Source organism: Flavisphingopyxis soli, assembly GCF_007995095.1.
Taxonomy (GTDB): domain Bacteria; phylum Pseudomonadota; class Alphaproteobacteria; order Sphingomonadales; family Sphingomonadaceae; genus Flavisphingopyxis; species Flavisphingopyxis soli.
This window is the reverse complement of the sequence record NZ_VOPY01000002.1, coordinates 21,968-40,431: the sequence shown is the minus strand read 5'-3', so window position 1 is coordinate 40,431 and position 18,464 is coordinate 21,968. Positions and strand designations below refer to the sequence as shown.

Genomic DNA, 18,464 nt, shown 5'->3' with positions numbered 1-18,464 from the left:
TGAAACATTAGCCGCGAGGACGCGTATCAGGGTGAACCCCGGCGGCCTGAGGCTCGCCGACTTCGCCCTGGCCGAGCAGGGCATCGCCCGGTTCGGCATCCTCGAGCGTGTCGAGATGCATCAGCTTCTTGATCAGCGGCGATATGACGATCACCGCCACCGCGACGCCGATCGTGATCAGGCCGATCTGCTGATAGACCGCGAGCACGGTTTCCTTCGCCGCGCCTTCGCCCGAGGCCGCTTCCGAACCCGTTGCCGCGGCGATTTGACCGGCGACGAAATTGCCCGTCGCCGAAGCGAAGAACCACGTGCCCATGATCAGCGAAGCCATGTGGGCGGGGGCGAGCCGGTTCATCGCGCTCAGACCCACCGGCGACAGGCACAATTCGCCGGTCGTGTGCAGCAGGTAGATGAGGAAGATGAAGATCACCGGCGTGGCATTCTCCATGCCGACCGCTTCGGCACCCCAGACGAGGACGAGAAAGCCGAGTCCGAGCTGCAGCAGACCCAGCCCGAACTTGGCCGGAGCCGAAGGTTCGAGACCGCGCTTGCCGAGCCAGATCCACAGATAGGCGAAGATCGGTCCGAGCAGGATGATGTAGATCGGGTTGATCGACTGGAACAGCGACGCCTCGACGCCCGCCCGGTCGACATAGCGATCGGTGAACAGGTTGAGCGACGAACCGGCCTGTTCGAACAGTGCCCAGAACAGGATCGACCCGAAGATGAGGAACATCGCCGCGACAATCCTGTCTCGGTCCGCGTTCGGATGCGAAAAAATCTGCTGGAACACGATAACCAACATCGCCAGCCCGCCAGCGTATGCCAAATTGATGGTGTTGTAGCCGAGGGCGTTACCCAGCATTCCCGCAATTGCTAAGACAGCGCCTGCCAAGAAAATGAACAATGGCCCTTTCGGCGACGCGTTGAACGAGCCGTAAGGTATCTGGAACATCGCGATATAAAGAACGTATGCAACGAGTGCGATGCCGAAGATGCCGAGCCCATTTCCAACCAGATTTTGGTTCTGCACCAGCCACCACGTCACCGCGACCGCGATGAAGCCAATCAGGTAGAGAACCCATTCGAACTTGATCCCCATGAAGGGCTGGTTCAGCCGCTCGGGGTTGCTCGATTCGCCGTTGCCGAGCAGCAGCGGGCGATAGATTGTGAAGACGACGAGGCCGAGCAGCATGCCGATGCCGGCAGCGCCGAAGCCGTAGGACCAGCCATAGGTCTGACCCAGATAACCGGCGATGATCGTGCCGACCGCTGCGCCGACGTTAATCCCCATGTAGAAGATCGTATAGGCGCCATCGCGGCGGATATCGGTGCGCGGATAGAGCTGGCCGACGATCACCGAGATGTTCGCCTTCAGGAAACCCGAACCGACGATGATGAAGCTCAATGCAAGCCAGAAGATGTTGATCGCGGGATCGGCCTGTTTGACGAGCGGATCGGTGATCCCCGACATGCCTTCAAAGGCCATCAGGAAATGGCCGAAGGTCAGCAGCAGGGCGCCGAATGCAACCGCCTTGCGCTGACCCAGATAACGGTCGGCAAGATAGCCGCCAAGCACCGGCGCGATATAGACGAGCGCGGTATAGGCACCATAAATGACCGAGGATTTTTCGTCACTGAACAGCCAATGCTGAGTCAGGTAGAAGATCAGCAGCGCGCGCATGCCGTAATAGGAGAAACGCTCCCACATTTCGGCGAAGAAGAGGACGTATAGCCCCTTCGGATGACCCGCAAACTCGGGTTTTTTCGATGAAACGATGGCAAAGCCGCCGAACAATAGCAGCACGAGGAAGACGGAAGCCGTCGCCACGATGATTTGTTGAAAGTCCAAGGTGCATCCTCCCGGATAGAATACGGTGCGCATTGATTGCGCCATTGGCGCCGCACCCTAACGACAGTTTCAGGCATGTGAAGCGCGTTGTTGCAAATCTTTCATGCTGCTAGGCGCCTGTCATGACGATGAACGATACAACAAGCCTGCTTTCGTACCTTGCCACCCGCCGCTCGGGGAAGCCGCGCCAACTCGTCGCGCCGGGCCCGTCGCCCGCACAGCTCGACGCGATCCTGACGATCGCCGCGCGCACGCCCGATCACGGCAAGCTGGCGCCGTGGCGCTTCGTCGTTATCGACACCGAAAACCGGCCCGAATTCGCGCAAATGCTCGACAAAGCCTATCGTCGCGAGCGGCCCGATGCGGGACGGCTCGAGCACGAAGCGGTCGCCGCCTTTGCGCATCAGGCGCCGTGCCTGATCGTCATCCTTTCGGCCCCCGACACGACGAGCCATATCCCGCTGTGGGAGCAGCAGCTGTCGTGCGGCGCGGCAACGATGAACCTGCTTCATGCAGCCCATGCGCACGGCTTTGCCGGCAGCTGGATCACCGGCTGGGCCGCCTACAACGACGAGGTAGCCAGCGCGCTCGGCGCCCGCGGCGACGATCGTATCGCCGGATTCGTCTTTATCGGCACGTTGCCCGATTCGCCTGAGGAGCGCCTGCGTCCCGCACTCGGCGATGTCATGCGCCACTGGTCGCCCGAGGCCTAGCAAAACCAGCGATAGGGCGGCGAGACACGGCTTGACCGCCCCACTGTATTATGGCAATAACGCGGGATGATCGATCCCAACAAGCCCGTATACCTCAAGCTGCGCGACACCATCGCGGCGACGATCCTCGACGGCACCTATGCCGACGGCGAGATGTTGCCGTCGGTTCGCGCGCTCGCCGCCGAGGAAGGCGCCAACCCGCTGACCGTCGCCAAGGCCTATCAAACCTTTCAGGATGACGGGCTGGTCGTGGTCAAGCGCGGCGTCGGCATGTTCGTCGCCGATGGCGCTCAGGCGAAGCTGCGGGCGATGATGCGGCGCGATTTCCTCGACAATATCTGGCCGCCCATCGCGCGCCACATGGAACGCATCGGGATCGCGGTAGAGGACGTCGCGCGCAGCGACGCCTGAGCCGACCCGCGCGGCACGCGCAGACTCTCGATACAATCAGCGTTCGAAAGCTTTGAGCCGATCGCGATAGGTCGCATTGCCCGACTCGATCGCAACTGCCTTGATCGCCAGATCGCGCGCCGCCTTTCTGCTCCCGCCACTCCGCGACAAAGCGAGGCTGAACAGGCTCGCGACCCCCGCATTGCCGGGTTGCAGTTCGTATGCCGCACGAAGCAGATCGCGCGCGCGCGATGCCTGGCCCTTGCCGAGATAGGCGCGGCCAAGCTGCGACAGGATGACGGCATCGCGACCGCCCAGCCGTGCGCGCAGCGCCTCGAGCGTGGCGATGCCATGATCCCAGTCGCGCGCATCCAGATAGAAGGACGCCGCGACCCGGTTGGCGTCGATCGCGCGTGGCGTCGTGCTGAGAAAGCCGGTCAGCGCATCGATCGCCGCATCGCGCTTGCCGCTGCGCATCAGCGCATCGACCAGCCGCAGCGTCGCCGCCTCGTCGACGCGGATCGACAGTGCCTCGCGATAATGTGTCGCGGCCTCGCCCGTTCGTCCCGCTGCCATTGCAACGTCACCCTGGATGATCCGTGCATCGGGGACGCCCGGCGCAGCACGCGCCAGCGCAAAGGCGGCCACATCGGCGCCGGCGGTATTGCCCTCTTGGAGCGCGCGGCGAATTGCCGGAAGGGCCGTCGCCGCATCGCCTCCACGCGTGTCGTCAGCCGCGCGTTCGCCCAAGGCAATCGCGCCGGTCACTCCGGGAAAGACCGCCGCCTGGTCGATCAGGTCGACCGGCTGACCGGCCTGGCCGCTGGCGGCATAGGCCTGCGCTGCGCCGAGCAGGTCCCAGCTGTCGGCGATCCGCCCGCGGACGAGCGGCGCCGCGGCGCTCCACGCGGTCGCACTCGATCCTGCCGCGAGGCTGGCATCGATGAGCAGGCGGCGCGCCGCCTCGTTGCCCGGCTGGCGGCTAAGCAGGCGTGTTGCCCAGTTCGACGCCGTGCTGTGCGCGCCGAGGCTGTTTTCGACGAGCCCGCGCACGAGCATATACGATGGCTGACCGTCGAGCTGCCCGCCGGTCTTCTCGAGCAGGCTGCGCGCGAGCGTATAGTTCCCTGCCCGCGCCGCAAGCACTGCCTGGAGGAACAGCGGACGCGGATCGCGTGGGGCAAGCGCATTGGCGCGGCGCAGCACGACGAGCATGTCGGTGTAGCGCCCCGCATCGCCCAGTGTGGCGCCATATTCGACCAGCGCATCGATATCCGACGGCGCAATTGCCAGCGCCGCCTCGAACCACGGCAGGCTGGCGATCAGGCCATAGCGGTCGCGCACCAGCACCGCCTTGATCCGCGCCGCATCGATGTCGCGCGGATCGAGCGCGATCGCGCGATCGATCGCCTCGGCTGCGCCAAGGGCGTCGGCATTGCTCAGGCGAAAGCGGCTTATCTCGGTCCAGGTAGCAGCGTCGCGCGGATCGATGGCCACCGCCGCGTCGAGCGCGGCACCTGCGCTGTCGGTATCGCCGAGCGCGCGATAGGCGATGGCACGGAGCCGCGCGGCATAGGCCTGCCCCGGACCAGGGCCGTCGGAAAGGATATCGAGCGCTTCCTGCGGTTCGCCGCGCAGGATTGCGGCGTGCGCCGACAGCGTGCGCAGGCTGGCAGGATCGGCACCCGATTCGCGCGCGGCATCGATCGCTTCGCTCGCGGCGATGGCATCACCGAGCGCGATGGCGACGCGCGCCTGGACGATGTGCGCAGGTGACCAGGCAGGATCGGCGCGGACCGCGTTGAGCGCCTCGACGCGGGCCGCGCGATAGTCGCGACTGCGCTCGTAACCCAAAGCGCGATTGACCGCCGCGCGCGCTTCGGCGCTCGGCGCATCGGGCCCTGCGCCTGCCTCTGTCGGCCCAACCGACACGGCGAGCGCGAGCATCAGGGCGCAGCAAAGCAGAGATCGACCGAAGGTCATCTCAGTCCTGCATGTCGTATTGTTTGAGCAGGTCGTAGAGCGTCGGGCGGCTGATCCCGAGGATCTTGGCCGAGGCCGAGATATTGCCGTCGGCACGGGCGAGCGCGCGGCGGATCATCTTGCGGTCGGCGACCTCGCGCGCGGCCTTGAGGTTTATGACGTCGACCTCGCCAGGCGCATCGCTGTCGGGCAGGTCGAGGTCCTCGGCCGAGACGTATTTGCCGTCAGCCATGATCACCGCGCGCTTGATCCGGTTTTCGAGCTCGCGGACATTCCCCGGCCAGCGCCAGGCGTCGATCGCGGCAAGGGCCCCGGGGGACAGGCCCTTGACCGCCGAGTTGACCTCGGGCGCCATGCGGCGGACGAAGGCTCGAGCGAGCAGGGCGGCATCGCCCGGACGATCGGCCAGCGCCGGGATTTTCACGACGATCTCGGCGAGCCGGTAATAGAGATCTTCGCGAAAGCTTTCGGCGGCGATCATCGCGTCGAGATCGCGGTGCGTCGCGCAGACGATCCGCGTATCGACCGCGATCGGCTTGCGCCCCCCGACGCGCTCGATGACGCGTTCCTGGAGGAAGCGGAGCAGCTTGACCTGCAGGCTGAGCGGGATGTCGCCGACCTCGTCGAGGAACAGCGTCCCCTTGTGCGCCATCTCGATCTTGCCCGGCGTCGTCTTGACCGCGCCGGTAAAGGCTCCCTTTTCGTGGCCGAACAGCTCGCTTTCGAGCAGGTTCTCGGGGATCGCGGCGCAATTGATCGCGACGAATGTACCGTCCTTGCGTGCGCTGGCATCGTGCAGTCCATGGGCGAGCAACTCCTTGCCCGTGCCGCTCGCGCCGAGCAGCAGGACCGAAGCATCGGTCGTCGCGACGCGCTCGACCGTCCGCATGACCTTGTGCATTTCTGGCGCGCCGGTCAGGATCTTTGCCATGCCCGGTTCGGCGACGGCGAGGTCGACAAGGCGCCGGTTCTCGCGCTCGAGCTCGGTAACGTGAAACGCGCGCCGGACGATCAGGCCGAGCTCGTCGATGTCGATCGGCTTCGAATAGAAATCATAGGCGCCCTGGGCGATCGCCTTGAGCGCACTTTCGCGTGCGGCATGGCCCGAGGCGACAATGACCTTGAGGTCGGGCTTGAGCGCGAGCAGTTCGGCGAGGACGGCGAAGCCTTCGCTCGTCCCGTCGGGATCGGGCGGCAGGCCGAGGTCGAGCGTGACGATATCGGGTTCGTGCGCGCGCAATTGCTCGATCGCCTCGGCGCGCGTGCCAGCAATCAGCACTTCGCAATCGTCATAGGCCCAGCGCAGCTGCTTCTGCAGGCCGGGATCGTCCTCGATCACGAGCAATTTGCGAGGGCCATGGATGTCGGCGGGCGCATTCATGCGGCGGTCCTGTCATTGTCTTGTTTGGGTGCGATTTCGCCGGCCGCCGCGGCGTCGGCTTTGGGCAGCCACAGGGTGAAGCGGCTGCCCTGCCCCGGTCGGCTTTGGACTTCGATCCGGCCGTTCATCGCCTGGGCAAGCGCGCGGGCCTCGAAAGCGCCGATGCCGAAACCGCCCTGTTTGGTCGATGAAAAGGCCTTGAACAGGTCGTCGCGAATGAATTCGGGACTCATTCCGCAGCCATGGTCGATCACGTCGATGGCAACCGATTGAGCGATTTCCCGGATCGCAATTCGAACCGGGACGCCGGGGTCGCTCGCGTCGATCGCGTTCTGGACGAGATGCCCGAGGATCTGTTCGACACAATCGCGGTCGGCAAAAGCCTCGATCGCGCAATCATGTCCGACAAGGACCGGATGCAGCGCGTGCTTGTCGGCGACGATGACGTCGACCACCGCACGCAACGATAGCCGGACGGGCCGGGTTTCCTTGCCCTTGTGGTGCTGCGACAGGCGTGCCAGCAGCTTGTTGAGCCGCGCCGCCGAGATGTTGAGTGTCTCGACCATGTCCTGGCGGAATTGCGGATTGTCGGCGTGGCGTTCGACATTGCGCGCAAGCAGGCTCAACTGGCTGACGGCATTCTTGATATCGTGCATGATGAAGGCGAAGCGGCGATTGAATTCATCGAACCGCCGCGCCTCGGACAGGGCATATTGGCTTTCCGCCTCGCTGAGGTAGCTCGCGACCTGCCCGCCGACCGTTTTCAACAGGTCGAAATCCTCCCAGTCGAGCCGCCGGGCATGCGCAGGCCGGGCGAGCACGACGAGGCCGACGAGGCGGCCGAAATGGACAAGCGGCACCGCGACCCAGATCGCTGGCCGGGCCAGCATCCATCCGGGCAATGCGACGTCTTCGTTGGCCGGGTTTTGCCGCACGACGTCGAATTCGATCACGCGTTCGGAGGCTTGCAGATACTCGGCGATCGCGGCGGGAACGATGTGGTGTGCGTCGGAAAAATCGTCCCAGTGCCAGGTCTGTTCGAGGCCGAGCGTCAGATTGGCGTCGGGGAGCATCAGCGCGCCGCCCGGCGAGCCGGTAATATCAGCCAGCGCCTTGACGACGCGCGATTCGAGCGAACCGTTGGTCGCCGCAGGATGGCCGACGGTTTCGGTAAACCGCATCCATTCGCTGCGATAGTCGTAGCGATGGCGAAAGAAATGCTTGCTGATCTTGACGCGTAGCCAGGCGCGAAATCCGGGCGACGCGACGAGCAGCAGCAACGCCGCCAGCGCACCCATCAACACCATTTGCTGCGCGAGGCGCCCGTAATCGCCGCCCAGCGAGCGCATGACATTCGCGGTCAACGTCATAGCAGCGAGGTACATGCCGATCGCCACCAACGAGAGCGACTGGAACGCGATGCGGCGCGATACCGTCAGGCGGATCCCCTCCCCCTGGCGGCGCGCCAGCACGAGCAGCGGGATCAGCAGGATACTGAGCGCAGGTCGCAGCGCGATCAGCTCGTCGGCCCGCGTTCCCGACACGATGTCGATCGCAAAAATGTTGAGGTCGTAGGCCCACAACGCGGTCAGCGCGGCGAGCGCCGAACCCAGGCCATGGCGTGCGGCGGGCGAAAGGATGCCGTAGAGATTGTGGACGAGGACGAGCAGGCCGGCCGCGACGATCAGGTTGAGATTGACGTAGAGCGACTGGACAAGCGGCGCGCGCGCCGTCGTGATGAGGCCCGCCAGGTCGCACAGCTGAATCAGCGCCAGGCTGGCGATCAGGATCGCGACGATCTTGTAGATTAGCCGCACGGCGCGCGGAAAATTTTGCCTGCCCAACTCCGCCGAGACAACCCACATATAGCCGAGCCAGCTGGCGTTGCGTAGCGTCTCGAGGATCGCCGAGGCCGCTGAGGCGGCTGGAAAAACCCCCGCAAATCCCGCCCACAGACCCGAGGCTAGCAGCGCCGCGCCGAGCACCAGGCGCCGTTTCAGGCTTTCGGTGCCGCCGCGTACTGACCACACCGCCAAAGCCACGAACAGCGCGCCTGCCAGCGTGGCGATCAACGACATCGCGTCCCAGCCCGGTTGCATCGCCGCGATCATCGCGCGCCCTCGGGCCACAACACGACACGCAATGTCTGCAACAGGATCAGCACGTCGAGGAAGGGGGTGTAATTCTTTGCGTAATAGAGATCATATTCGAGCTTTTCACGACTGTCGTCGATCGACGCCCCATAAGGCAGGTTGATCTGCGCCCAGCCGGTCAGGCCCGGTTTGACCATGTGACGCTCGGCATAAAAGGGGATCCGCGCCTGCAGCTCGTCAACGAACTGGGGGCGTTCGGGCCGCGGCCCGACGAAGCTCATATCGCCCATGAGAATGCACCAGCTCTGCGGCAATTCGTCGATCCGAAGCTTGCGCATCCAGCGACCGATCGTCGTCACGCGTGGATCGTCCTCGCTCGCCCAGACGGCGTTGCCGCCGCTTTCGGCGTCCTGCCGCATCGAGCGCAGCTTGATGATGTCATAGGTCTGGCCATAAAGTCCGACGCGCGTCTGACGATAGAAGATCGGCCCGGCGCTGCCGAGCTTCACGGCAAGGCCGAACAGCGCCACCAACGGAATAGCCAGGACCAGCAGCGCGAGCGACATGACGATGTCGAAAATGCGCTTGGAAACCTTGGAAAGCCGCTGCCCGGCCGTGAAACCGTCGGAAAAGATGAACCAGCTCGGGTTGACGCTGTCGAGATCGACGCGCCCAGTTTCGCGTTCGAAAAAGCTCGATATGTCGTTGACGTGGACGCCGGTCGTCTTGATCCTGAGCAGGTCGTCGAGCGGGAGGGCGTTGCGCCGCTCCTCGAGCGCCAGCACGACCTCGGTCGCGTCGCGTTCGACGACATAGCGCGCCAGGTTGGCGATCCCGCTGCGCGGCGTCGCATCTGCGACGACGTACGGCCCCTCGGCCATCGCAATCAGGCCGACGATGGTGAAGCCGCAGCCCGGTCGCAGCGCCAGCTGGCGGATCCGTTCGGCGCGGCGCCCCGCGCCGAGTACAACAATACGTCGCCGGAAATTGCGCGTGTCGATCGCCCGACTGACAATCAGGCGCAGGCCAATCACAATGATGATTGCCGCGACCATCGCGTAGAGCGAATTCGACCGCCACAGCGTCGCGCCGGGCGCAAGAAAATTCATCAGCGACAGGAAGATCACGCCAAGCGAGATCGCCGCGAGCAACCGCGTGATGGCGATACGAACCGACAGCAACGCCTCGCTTGAATAGGCTCCGACAGCGACCATCGCCAGCCAGATGCTGAGGGCGAAGCTGACCAGCGGCACCAGCCGCCCGCCGGGATGGCCAGGATCCATCGCGATCTGGAAAGCGCGCAACTGCCAACCGATTTCGCCCGCGAGCAACAACGCAAAGAGGTCGACCAGACCCAAGCCGAGCACCGCATAAGGAATGTAATGTTTGAAAACCCGCAACATGGTCGATCGAACGATCCCCTGCGAGCCGATTTATCCGGCCCTGAAGGATGACGTATCACCCAGCGGTAAAGTGTCGGTTAATTTTACAGTTACCGCAAGGGCAACCGTTTCGCGCGCCTCTCGGCAAAAGGGCGCGGCGCCGGTTGGCAGCCGCGCCCGCCCCGCCACCGCTGCCGGATGCGTGGCCGGCAGAGACAGCGGGAGAGCCGTTATTTTTGGCTTAGTTGCCGTCGCCGTCGGCGGCATCCTGAACAGCCGCACCGGCATCTTGCGCAGCCTGCCCGACATTGTCGGCAGCATCGCCTACCTTCGATGCGGCCTCGGTTACGGCATTGTCCTTGGCAACTTCGCTGTTGTTCTGGGCGAGCAGGAACCACGCGCCGACCGCGAGCGCGATCAGGATCAGCAAACCGACGAGCAAGCCGCCACCGCCGCCCGATTTTTCGACATAAACGGTGTCGGGCCGGCTGTCGGTTCGTTCGACGACCCGCTCGGTTGTTACGCCATCATCCGTCGTGGTTACGCGTTCATCGACCATTTTCCATCTCCCTCGAAATAATTGTTCGTAAGCGCGATAACGGTTTCGCTGCCGTATCGGTTCCCGAACGCATGTTCGATGGTCTCCGCAACGAATTCAGGCGATTGGCAGCGATGCTATTTCTTGAGCACGTCGAGCGCGGTGGCGGTCAGCGCTTCGGTCGCGGTGGCGATCACCGCGGCTGCATCGGGCGCCCAGAACGGCGAATGCAGCGACGGCAGCGTCTTCTCACCCTTGGCCGCGGCAGCGATATCGGCCGCCGGTGCGCCGCCGACCCAGAAGATCAGGCTCTCGATGGTCTTGTCGGCGCGGTAGAAGCGACTGAAATCCTCGCCGCCCATCACCGGCGGAGCCTGGACCACGCGATCAGCGCCGAAACGCGCGGTCGCAAGCTTGGCAAAGCGTTCGGCAAAGGCCGGGACGTTGTAGGTCGAAGGCGTGTATTCATCGCGCCGAACGCTCACCACCGGCATATGCGGCTCGTCGAGGCCCGAGGCGATTGCCTCTCCCTTGGCGATCCGCGCAATGCCGCTCAGCAACTGGTCGCGAACCTCGTCGGTGTAGCTGCGCACAGTCAGCTGGAGCTTCGCCTCGTCCGAGATGATGTTGTGCTTGGCCCCGGCATGGAAGCTGCCAACCGTGACCACGGCGGGCGATTGCGGATCGACTTCGCGCGATACCAGGGTCTGCAGCGCCATGACGATCTTGCTCGCCAGGACGATCGGGTCCTTGGTCGTGTGCGGATAGGCGCCGTGGCCGCCGACGCCCTTGACCGTGATATCGACGCTGTCGACATTGGCCAGGGCATAGCCCGGCGTATAGCCGATCATGCCCGCCGGAAACTGCGCCGCGTCGTGAAAGGCGAGCGCGTAATCGGGCTTGGGAAAGCGTGTGTAGAGGCCGTCGTCGAGCATCGCCTGCGCGCCCGCGCCGACCTCTTCGGCGGGCTGGCCGATCATGATCAGCGTTCCCGACCACTGGTCCTTCATCGCCGCCATGCGTCGCGCGGTGCCGACCCATGCGGCCATGTGCGTATCGTGTCCGCAAGCGTGCATGACGCCGGTTTCGACGCCCGCTTCGGTCGTCACGCGGACCTTCGAGGCGAACGGCAGTCCGGTCTGTTCGCTGACCGGCAGCGCGTCCATGTCGGCGCGGATCATCAGCACCGGACCGGGGCCGTTTTCCATCACCGCGACGACGCCCGTTCCGCCGACTTTTTCGGTCACCGTGAAACCGAGCTTGCGCGCCTCTTCTGCCATCCGCGCAGCCGATTTAACCTCGTGACGGCTGAGCTCGGGATTGCTGTGGAGCGTGCGGTAGAGCTCCATCAGCGAGGGCATGTCGCGTGCGACATCGGCGCGCAGGTCCTGCGCTTGGGCAATTGCCGGCGACGCCAGGGCCATTGCGACAATCGCCGCATGAGTGACGAGTGAAATCGGTATGCGCATGGCTGGTCCCCCGGGAATGATATCGGCGACAGTCTAGCCCCCGCGTGCCGAAGCGCAAACCCTAGTCGACGGGCGGCGATATCTCGATCACGTCGAGCAGCGATTCGAACGCCGGATAGGGCAGCACGAGGCGCCAGCGGTTGGCACCGATGCGCTCGACCAGTCCCGCCATGTCGCGATCGCCATCGATCCCGTAATCGATGATGCCGCTCTCGTCGCCAAGCTGGAGCGTCCCCAGGAACACCTGCCGCCGGTCGCTGTCGTCGAACAGCAGGCCGACCGGCCGCTGCGAACCGGTCAGCTTGGCAAAGCTGAAAATGTCCTGCTCGGCGGCGATCCGGCAGGTGAACCAGCCATAAGCGACATAATCGAGCAGGCCCGCCGACTTCGCGCCAAGCTTGGTCGTGCGACAGCGATAGTCGCCGGGAGGAATGTAGGGATTGGGCAGCGCCGCGTCCGGGTCGAACAACGCTGGCCGCGCGGCCAGCTCATCGCCATGCCCGGCGGCGCGCGCGGCGCGCAATGCGGCAACCCAGGCTGTGCGCCAGCCCGCAATCCGCTTTCGGTCGGCGGTGCTGGCGACGCTGCGCCAGTCGGTCGGGCGCTGGTCGGCAACCTCGGCGGGTGCCGAAGGAGCGATCGTCTGACAGCCGCCAGCCGCCAGAGCCAGCGCGACGATCGCAATTGCCCGGCGACCCGTCATTGCGCGGTCCAGCCTCCGTCGATCACCTGGTTCGCCCCCGTGATCGCGGACGCCGCATCACTGCACAGGAACAGCGCCATCGCCGCAACCTGGTCGACGGTGACGAACTGCTTGGTCGGCTGCGCAGCGAGCAGGACGTCGTTCATGACCTGCTCACGGGTCAGGCCGCGTGCCTTCATCGTGTCGGGAATCTGGTTCTCGACGAGCGGCGTCCAGACATAGCCGGGGCTGATCGCATTGACGGTAATCCCGGCCTGCGCGACTTCGAGCGCGACGGTCTTGGTGAGGCCCGCAATGCCGTGCTTGGCTGCGACATAGGCCGACTTGTTGGGGCTGGCGACGAGCGAGTGCGCCGATGCGGTGTTGATGATTCGCCCCCAACCCGCCTTTTTCATGTGCGGCAGCACGAGCCGCGTCGTGTGGAACGCCGCGGTCAGGTTGAGCGCGATGATGAGGTTCCATTTGTCGACCGGAAACGCGTCGACCGGCGCGACATATTGCGTCCCGGCATTATTGACGAGGATGTCGATACCGCCCGCCCTGTCATTGGCAAAATCGATCATCGCGGCGATCGCATCGGCGTCGGTCATGTCGGCGTCGGAGTACCAGGCGCCCGCACCGCTGGCGGCGGCGAGCCCCGCGCGTTCGCGCTCGATGTCGCCGGCGTCGCCGAAGCCGTTGATGACGATATTCGCCCCCGCTTGCGCCAACGCCTGGGCAATGCCCAGACCGATGCCGCTCGTCGATCCCGTGACCAGCGCGGTCTTGCCTTTAAGATTGGCCGACATTGTTCCTCCCGAAGATGTGGTGCCCGATATTGCGTCATCGTCTTGGTGGCAGGAACCATCAGCCCCGTCCAATGTTTCGACTGACAGACAATGTTTCAATCGCGGAACGACCCGCAGGGACGCATCGATGATGCGACCGGCCGAACCAGGAGACCCAATATGCGCCTCGACGATCTCGACCCCAGCAAGAATGTTCGCGATCTCGGCACCGGACGCGGCGGCGGTTTCGGCGGCGGGGGTGGCCTCGGCGGATTGATCGGGTTGCTGCCGATGTTGCTCGGGCGCAAAATGGGGTTCGGCACGATCATCATCATCGCGATCGTCGGGTATTTCATGTTCTCGGGCGGCGGCCTTGGCCTCACCGGCGGAACTCCCGCGAGCCAGACGAGCAGCGGCGACAACGTCGCCTGCGACACCGCCGCAGAAGCATTTTCCTGCAAGGTGCTGGCATCGACCGAACAGGTCTGGGGTTCGATCTTCCAGCAACAGGGCGAACGCTATCAGCCTACGGTGCTGTCGTTCTATGATCGCTCGGCGCAGTCGGGCTGTGGCGCGGCACAGTCGGCGATGGGGCCGTTCTACTGCCCAACCGACAAGAACATCTATCTCGACACCGCCTTCTACAACGAAATGGCGTCACGCATGGGTGCGGGCGGCGACACCGCCCAGGCGTATGTTATCGCGCATGAGGTTGGCCACCATATCCAGGACTTGACCGGCGTGCTCGACCAGGCCCGCGGAATGCAGGCGCGCGCGTCGCAAGCCGAGGGCAATGCCATCCAGGTCCGTGTCGAGCTGCAGGCCGATTGCTATGCCGGCGTGTGGGTCGCCCGAGCCAAGGACGCACATGGGCGCGCCGCGGTCGAGCCCGGTGACGTCGAGGAAGGCCTGCGGGCCGCGCATCAGATCGGCGATGACACGCTGATGAAATCGGCGGGGCAGAACCCGGTCGAGAGCATGTTCACCCACGGCAGTTCGCAGCAACGCATGACCTGGCTGAAACGCGGCATCGAGACCGGCAACCCGGCGCAGTGCGACACGTTCAACGCACCCGTCTGATCCAGCAGCAGTCAAGCTCGGGGGCAGCCGCGAAGGTTTAGCTCTTCATCCGGCCCGATATCAGTGCGTCGACCACCGACGGATCGGCGAGCGTTGAGGTGTCGCCAAGGTTGCTCGTGTCGCCCTCGGCGATCTTGCGCAGGATTCGCCGCATGATCTTGCCCGATCGCGTCTTGGGCAGCGCGGGGGTGAAGTGGATCGCGTCAGGGCTGGCGATCGGGCCGATCTCCTTGCGCACCCAGTGGCGCAGTTCATCGTGGAGCGCGTCGTCGCCGTCTTCGCCCGCGTTCAATGTGACATAGGCGTAGATCCCCTGCCCCTTGATGTCGTGCGGCATGCCGACGACCGCCGCTTCTGCGACCATGTGGTGCGCGACGAGTGCGCTCTCGACCTCGGCGGTGCCCATCCGGTGACCCGAGACGTTGATGACGTCGTCAACGCGGCCGGTGATCCAGTAATAGCCGTCGGCGTCGCGGCGGCAGCCGTCGCCGGTGAAGTACTTGCCCGGATAGGTGGTGAAATAGGTTTCGATGAAGCGCGCGTGATCGCCCCATAAAGACCGCATCTGCCCCGGCCAGCTGTCGGCGATGACCAAATTGCCGCTCGTCGAGCCGGCAAGCACGCCGCCCTCTGAATCGACCAGCTGCGGCACGATCCCGAACAAGGGCTTCGTCGCGCTGCCGGGTTTGAGGTCGGTCGCGCCGGGCAACGGCGCGATCATGATCCCGCCGGTCTCGGTCTGCCACCAGGTATCGACAACGGGGCAGCGCTCCTCGCCGACGACGCGCCAATACCATTCCCATGCCTCGGGATTGATCGGCTCGCCGACGGTGCCAAGCAGGCGCAGCGATGAACGATTGTGGTGCGTGACCCAGTCGTCGCCTTCGCGCATCAGCGCGCGGATCGCGGTCGGCGCGGTGTAGAAGATGTTGACGCCGAGCCGTTCGACCGTCTCCCAGAAGCGCCCGAAATCGGGATAATTGGGCACGCCGTCGAACATCACCGTCGTCGCGCCATTGGCCAGCGGGCCGTAGACGACATAGCTGTGCCCGGTGACCCAGCCGACATCGGCGGTGCACCAGAACACTTCGCCGGGCCGGTAATCGAAGACATAGTGGAACGTCATCGTCACCCACAGCAGGTATCCGCCGGTGGTGTGCATCACCCCCTTGGGCTTGCCGGTCGATCCCGAGGTGTAGAGGATGAACAGCGGGTCTTCGGCATTCATCGGTTCGGGTGCGCAGGCGTCCGACACGCTCTCGCGCGCCTCGTGATACCAGACGTCGCGACCCGCAATCATCGAGACATCACCGCCCGTGCGCCGCACGACGATGACCGAGGTCACGCCGGGGCACTGTTCGAGCGCGGCATCGACATTGGCCTTCAATGGAATTGCCTTGCCGCCGCGCATGCCTTCATCGGCGGTGATGACGAAGGCGCTGTCGCAATCCTGGATGCGTCCGGCGAGGCTGTCGGGCGAGAAACCGCCGAACACGACCGAATGAACCGCGCCGATCCGCGCGCAGGCGAGCATCGCGATGCCCGCCTCTGGGATCATCGGCATGTAAAGCGTGACGCGATCGCCCTTGGTGACCCCCTGCGCTTTCAGCACATTGGCGAAACGGCAGGTTTCAGCGTGGAGTTCGCGATACGATATCCGCCGTCCCTCGCCCGGCTCGTCGCCTTCGAAGATGATCGCGGTCTCGTCGCCGCGTGTGTCGAGATGGCGGTCGAGGCAGTTGGCGCTGACGTTGAGGACGCCGTCGACAAACCATTCGATGCGGAAATCGTCCTTGTCGAACGACACGTTCTTGACCGTCGTGAACGGCGTCATCCAGTCGATCCGCTTCGCCTCTTCGCGCCAGAAAGCGTCAGCATCGGGGCCGGTCGATTGCGCGTAGAGCCGATCATAGTCCGCCGCATCGACGTGTGCGACGCGCGCCAGTGCGGCGGGGACCTTGTGGATTTCGGCGGACATCATCGCGTCTCCTGTGATTTTCTTTTGGTCTAGCAGCATTGCGGCCTTTCGTCCTAGCCCCCGGCTTGGCACAGAAGCGCGCATGACCGTCGCGATCCGCACTATCCTCCTTGCATCGACCATCTTCGCCGCGACCCCCGCCTTCGCGCAGGACGCGAGCGACGATGCCGACGACGGCGATACGATCGTCGTCATCGGCACGGCGCTGCCCCCGCCGCCGGGCAGCGCGGCCTATTCGACCGCCGAGATCGATCGCGACCGGTTGCTCGCCGACGCCTCGGGCCGGATCGAAAACGCGCTGCGCGATGTCGCGGGCTTCCAGCAATTCCGCCGCTCGGACAGCCGCTCGGCCAATCCCAGCGCGCAGGGCGTAACGCTGCGCGGGCTCGGCGGCAATGCCAGCAGCCGCGCGCTGGTCCTGCTCGACGGTGTGCCGGTCGCCGATCCGTTCTTCGGCTATGTCCCGTTCAATGCCGTCGCCCCCGAGCGGCTGGCCAGCGCCCGGATCACGCGCGGCGGCGGCACCGGCGCGTTCGGCGCGGGCGCGCTGACCGGGACGATCGAGCTGACCAGCGCCTCGCCCGCCAGCCTGCCCGCACTGTCGGGACGCGCGCTGTATGGCAGTGGTAATGCCAGCGAAGTCTCGCTCGCGACCGCAGGGCCGCTCGGCGCTGGGCATGTCGTCCTCGGCGGACGCTACGATCGCGGCGATGGCTTCTACACCGTGCCCGAGGCCACGCGCGGCCCCAACGACGTGCGCGCACGCTACGCCAATGGCTCGCTGTCGGCGCAGGCGGTGATTCCAACCGGTGGGGGATCCGAGCTGCAGGCGCGCGCGCTCGTCTTTCGCGATGACCGCACGCTGCGCTACGCGGGCGCCGACAGCCGTAGCGAAGGGCTCGACACGAGCCTGCGTTTCGTCGCGCGCGGGCGCTGGCAATTCGAGGCGCTCGTCTATGCGCAGGCGCGCAATTTCGCCAATGTCGTCGTCAGCTCGACGCGCTTCGTCCCCGTGCTCGACCAGCGCGCGACGCCCTCGACCGGTCTCGGCGGCAAGATCGAACTGCGCCCGCCTACCGGCGAGGCGGTAACGCTGCGCTTCGGCCTCGACGCGCGCCAGGCCGATGGCGAGCTGCGCGAAAACGCGATCAGCGCATTTTCAGGGAGTCTCACCGCGCGGCGTCAGGCGGGCGGTCGCAACCTGACCGCGGGGCTGTTCGGCGAAGGCGACTGGACGCTCGGCGAACTGACGCTGACCGGCGGCGCGCGGATCGACCGCTATACGATCACGCGCGGCTTCTTCGCCGAGGCCAATGCCGCAGGCGTCCCGACGATCGACCAGGCCTACCCCGACCGCGCGGGCTGGGAGCCGAGCGTGCGCGCCGGATTGCGCTATCAGGTCGCACCTGCACTGGCGCTCCGCAGCGCCGCCTATACCGGCTTTCGCTTGCCGACATTGAACGAGCTTTACCGCCCCTTCACCGTCTTTCCCGTGGTCACGCGTGCCAATCCGGCACTGTCGCCCGAACGGCTGCGCGGGATCGAGGCGGGGTTCGACTGGGCGCCGCGCGAGGATGTCGGTGTATCGATCACGGGCTTTGCCAACCGGCTCGAGGACGCAATCGCCAACGTCACGATCGGACCCAACCTGCGCGAACGACAGAATATCGACGCGATCGTCGCTTATGGCGTCGAATTCGACGCGCACGCCGCGCTCGGCGCGTTCGATCTCAGCGCATCCTACGCCTTCAGCGGTGCGAAGGTGTCCGCGACTGGCGCAGCAGCAGCAATCGACGGACGCCCGCCCGCGCAAAGCCCGCGCCACGCCGCGAGCTCGACGATCGGCTGGAACCATGATGCGGCGCGCGCATCGCTGACCGGACGCTATGTCGGACGCCAGTTCGAGGACGACCTCGGCGCCAACCCCCTCCCCGCAGCCTTCACCCTCGACGGTTTTGCAAGCGTCCCGCTGAGCCGCCGCGCAATGCTCATCGCCCGCGTCGAGAACCTGTTCGACGCCGAAGTCGTGACGCGCCGCGTCGGCAACGACAGCGAGATCGGCGCGCCGCGCATCGTCTGGCTCGGATTGACGATCGATATTCGATAATATGCAGCTTATTGCATAATTATTCATT

The 18,464-nt window shown here is 65.1% G+C and carries 14 protein-coding genes; 4 read left to right on the top strand and 10 right to left on the bottom strand.

Features of this window, described 5'->3' with window-relative positions:
• Nucleotides 1-7: 7 nt before the first annotated feature.
• On the bottom strand, nucleotides 8-1,885 hold the full coding sequence (locus FSZ31_RS06765; protein WP_147123228.1) for a peptide MFS transporter: 1,878 nt from the start codon (nucleotides 1,883-1,885) through the stop codon (nucleotides 8-10).
• Nucleotides 1,886-1,980: 95 nt separating this feature from the next.
• Here FSZ31_RS06765 and FSZ31_RS06760 point away from each other — a divergent pair, with 95 nt between their 5' ends.
• On the top strand, nucleotides 1,981-2,565 hold the full coding sequence (locus FSZ31_RS06760) for a nitroreductase family protein (protein WP_147122631.1): 585 nt from the start codon (nucleotides 1,981-1,983) through the stop codon (nucleotides 2,563-2,565).
• A gap of 66 nt (nucleotides 2,566-2,631) precedes the next feature.
• Nucleotides 2,632-2,976 (top strand): GntR family transcriptional regulator, encoded by a 345-nt coding sequence (locus tag FSZ31_RS06755; protein WP_147122630.1) that lies wholly within the window; start codon nucleotides 2,632-2,634, stop codon nucleotides 2,974-2,976.
• A gap of 36 nt (nucleotides 2,977-3,012) precedes the next feature.
• Here the strand turns inward: FSZ31_RS06755 and FSZ31_RS06750 are convergent, their stop codons facing one another.
• The 8 genes from FSZ31_RS06750 to FSZ31_RS06715 all read right to left on the bottom strand — a co-directional run bounded on the left by FSZ31_RS06750 (nucleotide 3,013) and on the right by FSZ31_RS06715 (nucleotide 13,292).
• Nucleotides 3,013-4,902 (bottom strand): tetratricopeptide repeat protein, encoded by a 1,890-nt coding sequence (locus FSZ31_RS06750; protein ID WP_147122629.1) that lies wholly within the window; start codon nucleotides 4,900-4,902, stop codon nucleotides 3,013-3,015.
• A 37-nt stretch (nucleotides 4,903-4,939) separates the two neighbouring features.
• Nucleotides 4,940-6,319: a PEP-CTERM-box response regulator transcription factor gene (gene prsR, locus FSZ31_RS06745; RefSeq protein WP_201739139.1), complete on the bottom strand. Its 1,380-nt coding sequence runs from the start codon at nucleotides 6,317-6,319 to the stop codon at nucleotides 4,940-4,942.
• Nucleotides 6,316-8,430 (bottom strand): XrtA/PEP-CTERM system histidine kinase PrsK, encoded by a 2,115-nt coding sequence (gene prsK / locus FSZ31_RS06740; protein ID WP_161595979.1) that lies wholly within the window; start codon nucleotides 8,428-8,430, stop codon nucleotides 6,316-6,318. Before prsK ends, prsR begins: the two co-directional genes overlap by 4 nt.
• Nucleotides 8,427-9,815, bottom strand: a complete 1,389-nt coding sequence (locus FSZ31_RS06735) for a TIGR03013 family XrtA/PEP-CTERM system glycosyltransferase (RefSeq protein WP_147122627.1) — start codon at nucleotides 9,813-9,815, stop codon at nucleotides 8,427-8,429. Before FSZ31_RS06735 ends, prsK begins: the two co-directional genes overlap by 4 nt.
• 220 nt (nucleotides 9,816-10,035) lie before the next feature.
• Entirely contained in the window at nucleotides 10,036-10,353 is a 318-nt protein-coding gene (locus FSZ31_RS06730; RefSeq protein ID WP_147122626.1) for a hypothetical protein, read from the bottom strand.
• A gap of 116 nt (nucleotides 10,354-10,469) precedes the next feature.
• Nucleotides 10,470-11,801, bottom strand: coding sequence for an amidohydrolase (locus FSZ31_RS06725; RefSeq protein WP_147122625.1), 1,332 nt, complete (start codon nucleotides 11,799-11,801; stop codon nucleotides 10,470-10,472).
• A 61-nt stretch (nucleotides 11,802-11,862) separates the two neighbouring features.
• A complete protein-coding gene (locus FSZ31_RS06720) occupies nucleotides 11,863-12,504 on the bottom strand; it encodes a DUF4893 domain-containing protein (protein ID WP_147122624.1) in 642 nt (213 codons plus the stop codon).
• Nucleotides 12,501-13,292 (bottom strand): 3-hydroxybutyrate dehydrogenase, encoded by a 792-nt coding sequence (locus FSZ31_RS06715; protein WP_147122623.1) that lies wholly within the window; start codon nucleotides 13,290-13,292, stop codon nucleotides 12,501-12,503. Before FSZ31_RS06715 ends, FSZ31_RS06720 begins: the two co-directional genes overlap by 4 nt.
• A gap of 159 nt (nucleotides 13,293-13,451) precedes the next feature.
• On the opposite strand from FSZ31_RS06715, the gene ypfJ reads away from it, so the two are divergent.
• The gene (gene ypfJ / locus FSZ31_RS06710) at nucleotides 13,452-14,351 is read left to right on the top strand and encodes a KPN_02809 family neutral zinc metallopeptidase (protein ID WP_147122622.1); all 900 of its coding nucleotides are present in this window, start codon (nucleotides 13,452-13,454) and stop codon (nucleotides 14,349-14,351) included.
• 37 nt (nucleotides 14,352-14,388) lie between these two features.
• On the opposite strand, the gene acs is transcribed toward ypfJ, so the two are convergent.
• Nucleotides 14,389-16,329, bottom strand: a complete 1,941-nt coding sequence (gene acs, locus FSZ31_RS06705) for an acetate--CoA ligase (RefSeq protein WP_147123226.1) — start codon at nucleotides 16,327-16,329, stop codon at nucleotides 14,389-14,391.
• An 82-nt stretch (nucleotides 16,330-16,411) separates the two neighbouring features.
• On the opposite strand from acs, the gene FSZ31_RS06700 reads away from it, so the two are divergent.
• A complete protein-coding gene (locus tag FSZ31_RS06700; protein ID WP_147122621.1) occupies nucleotides 16,412-18,436 on the top strand; it encodes a TonB-dependent receptor in 2,025 nt (674 codons plus the stop codon).
• Nucleotides 18,437-18,464: the final 28 nt, after the last annotated feature.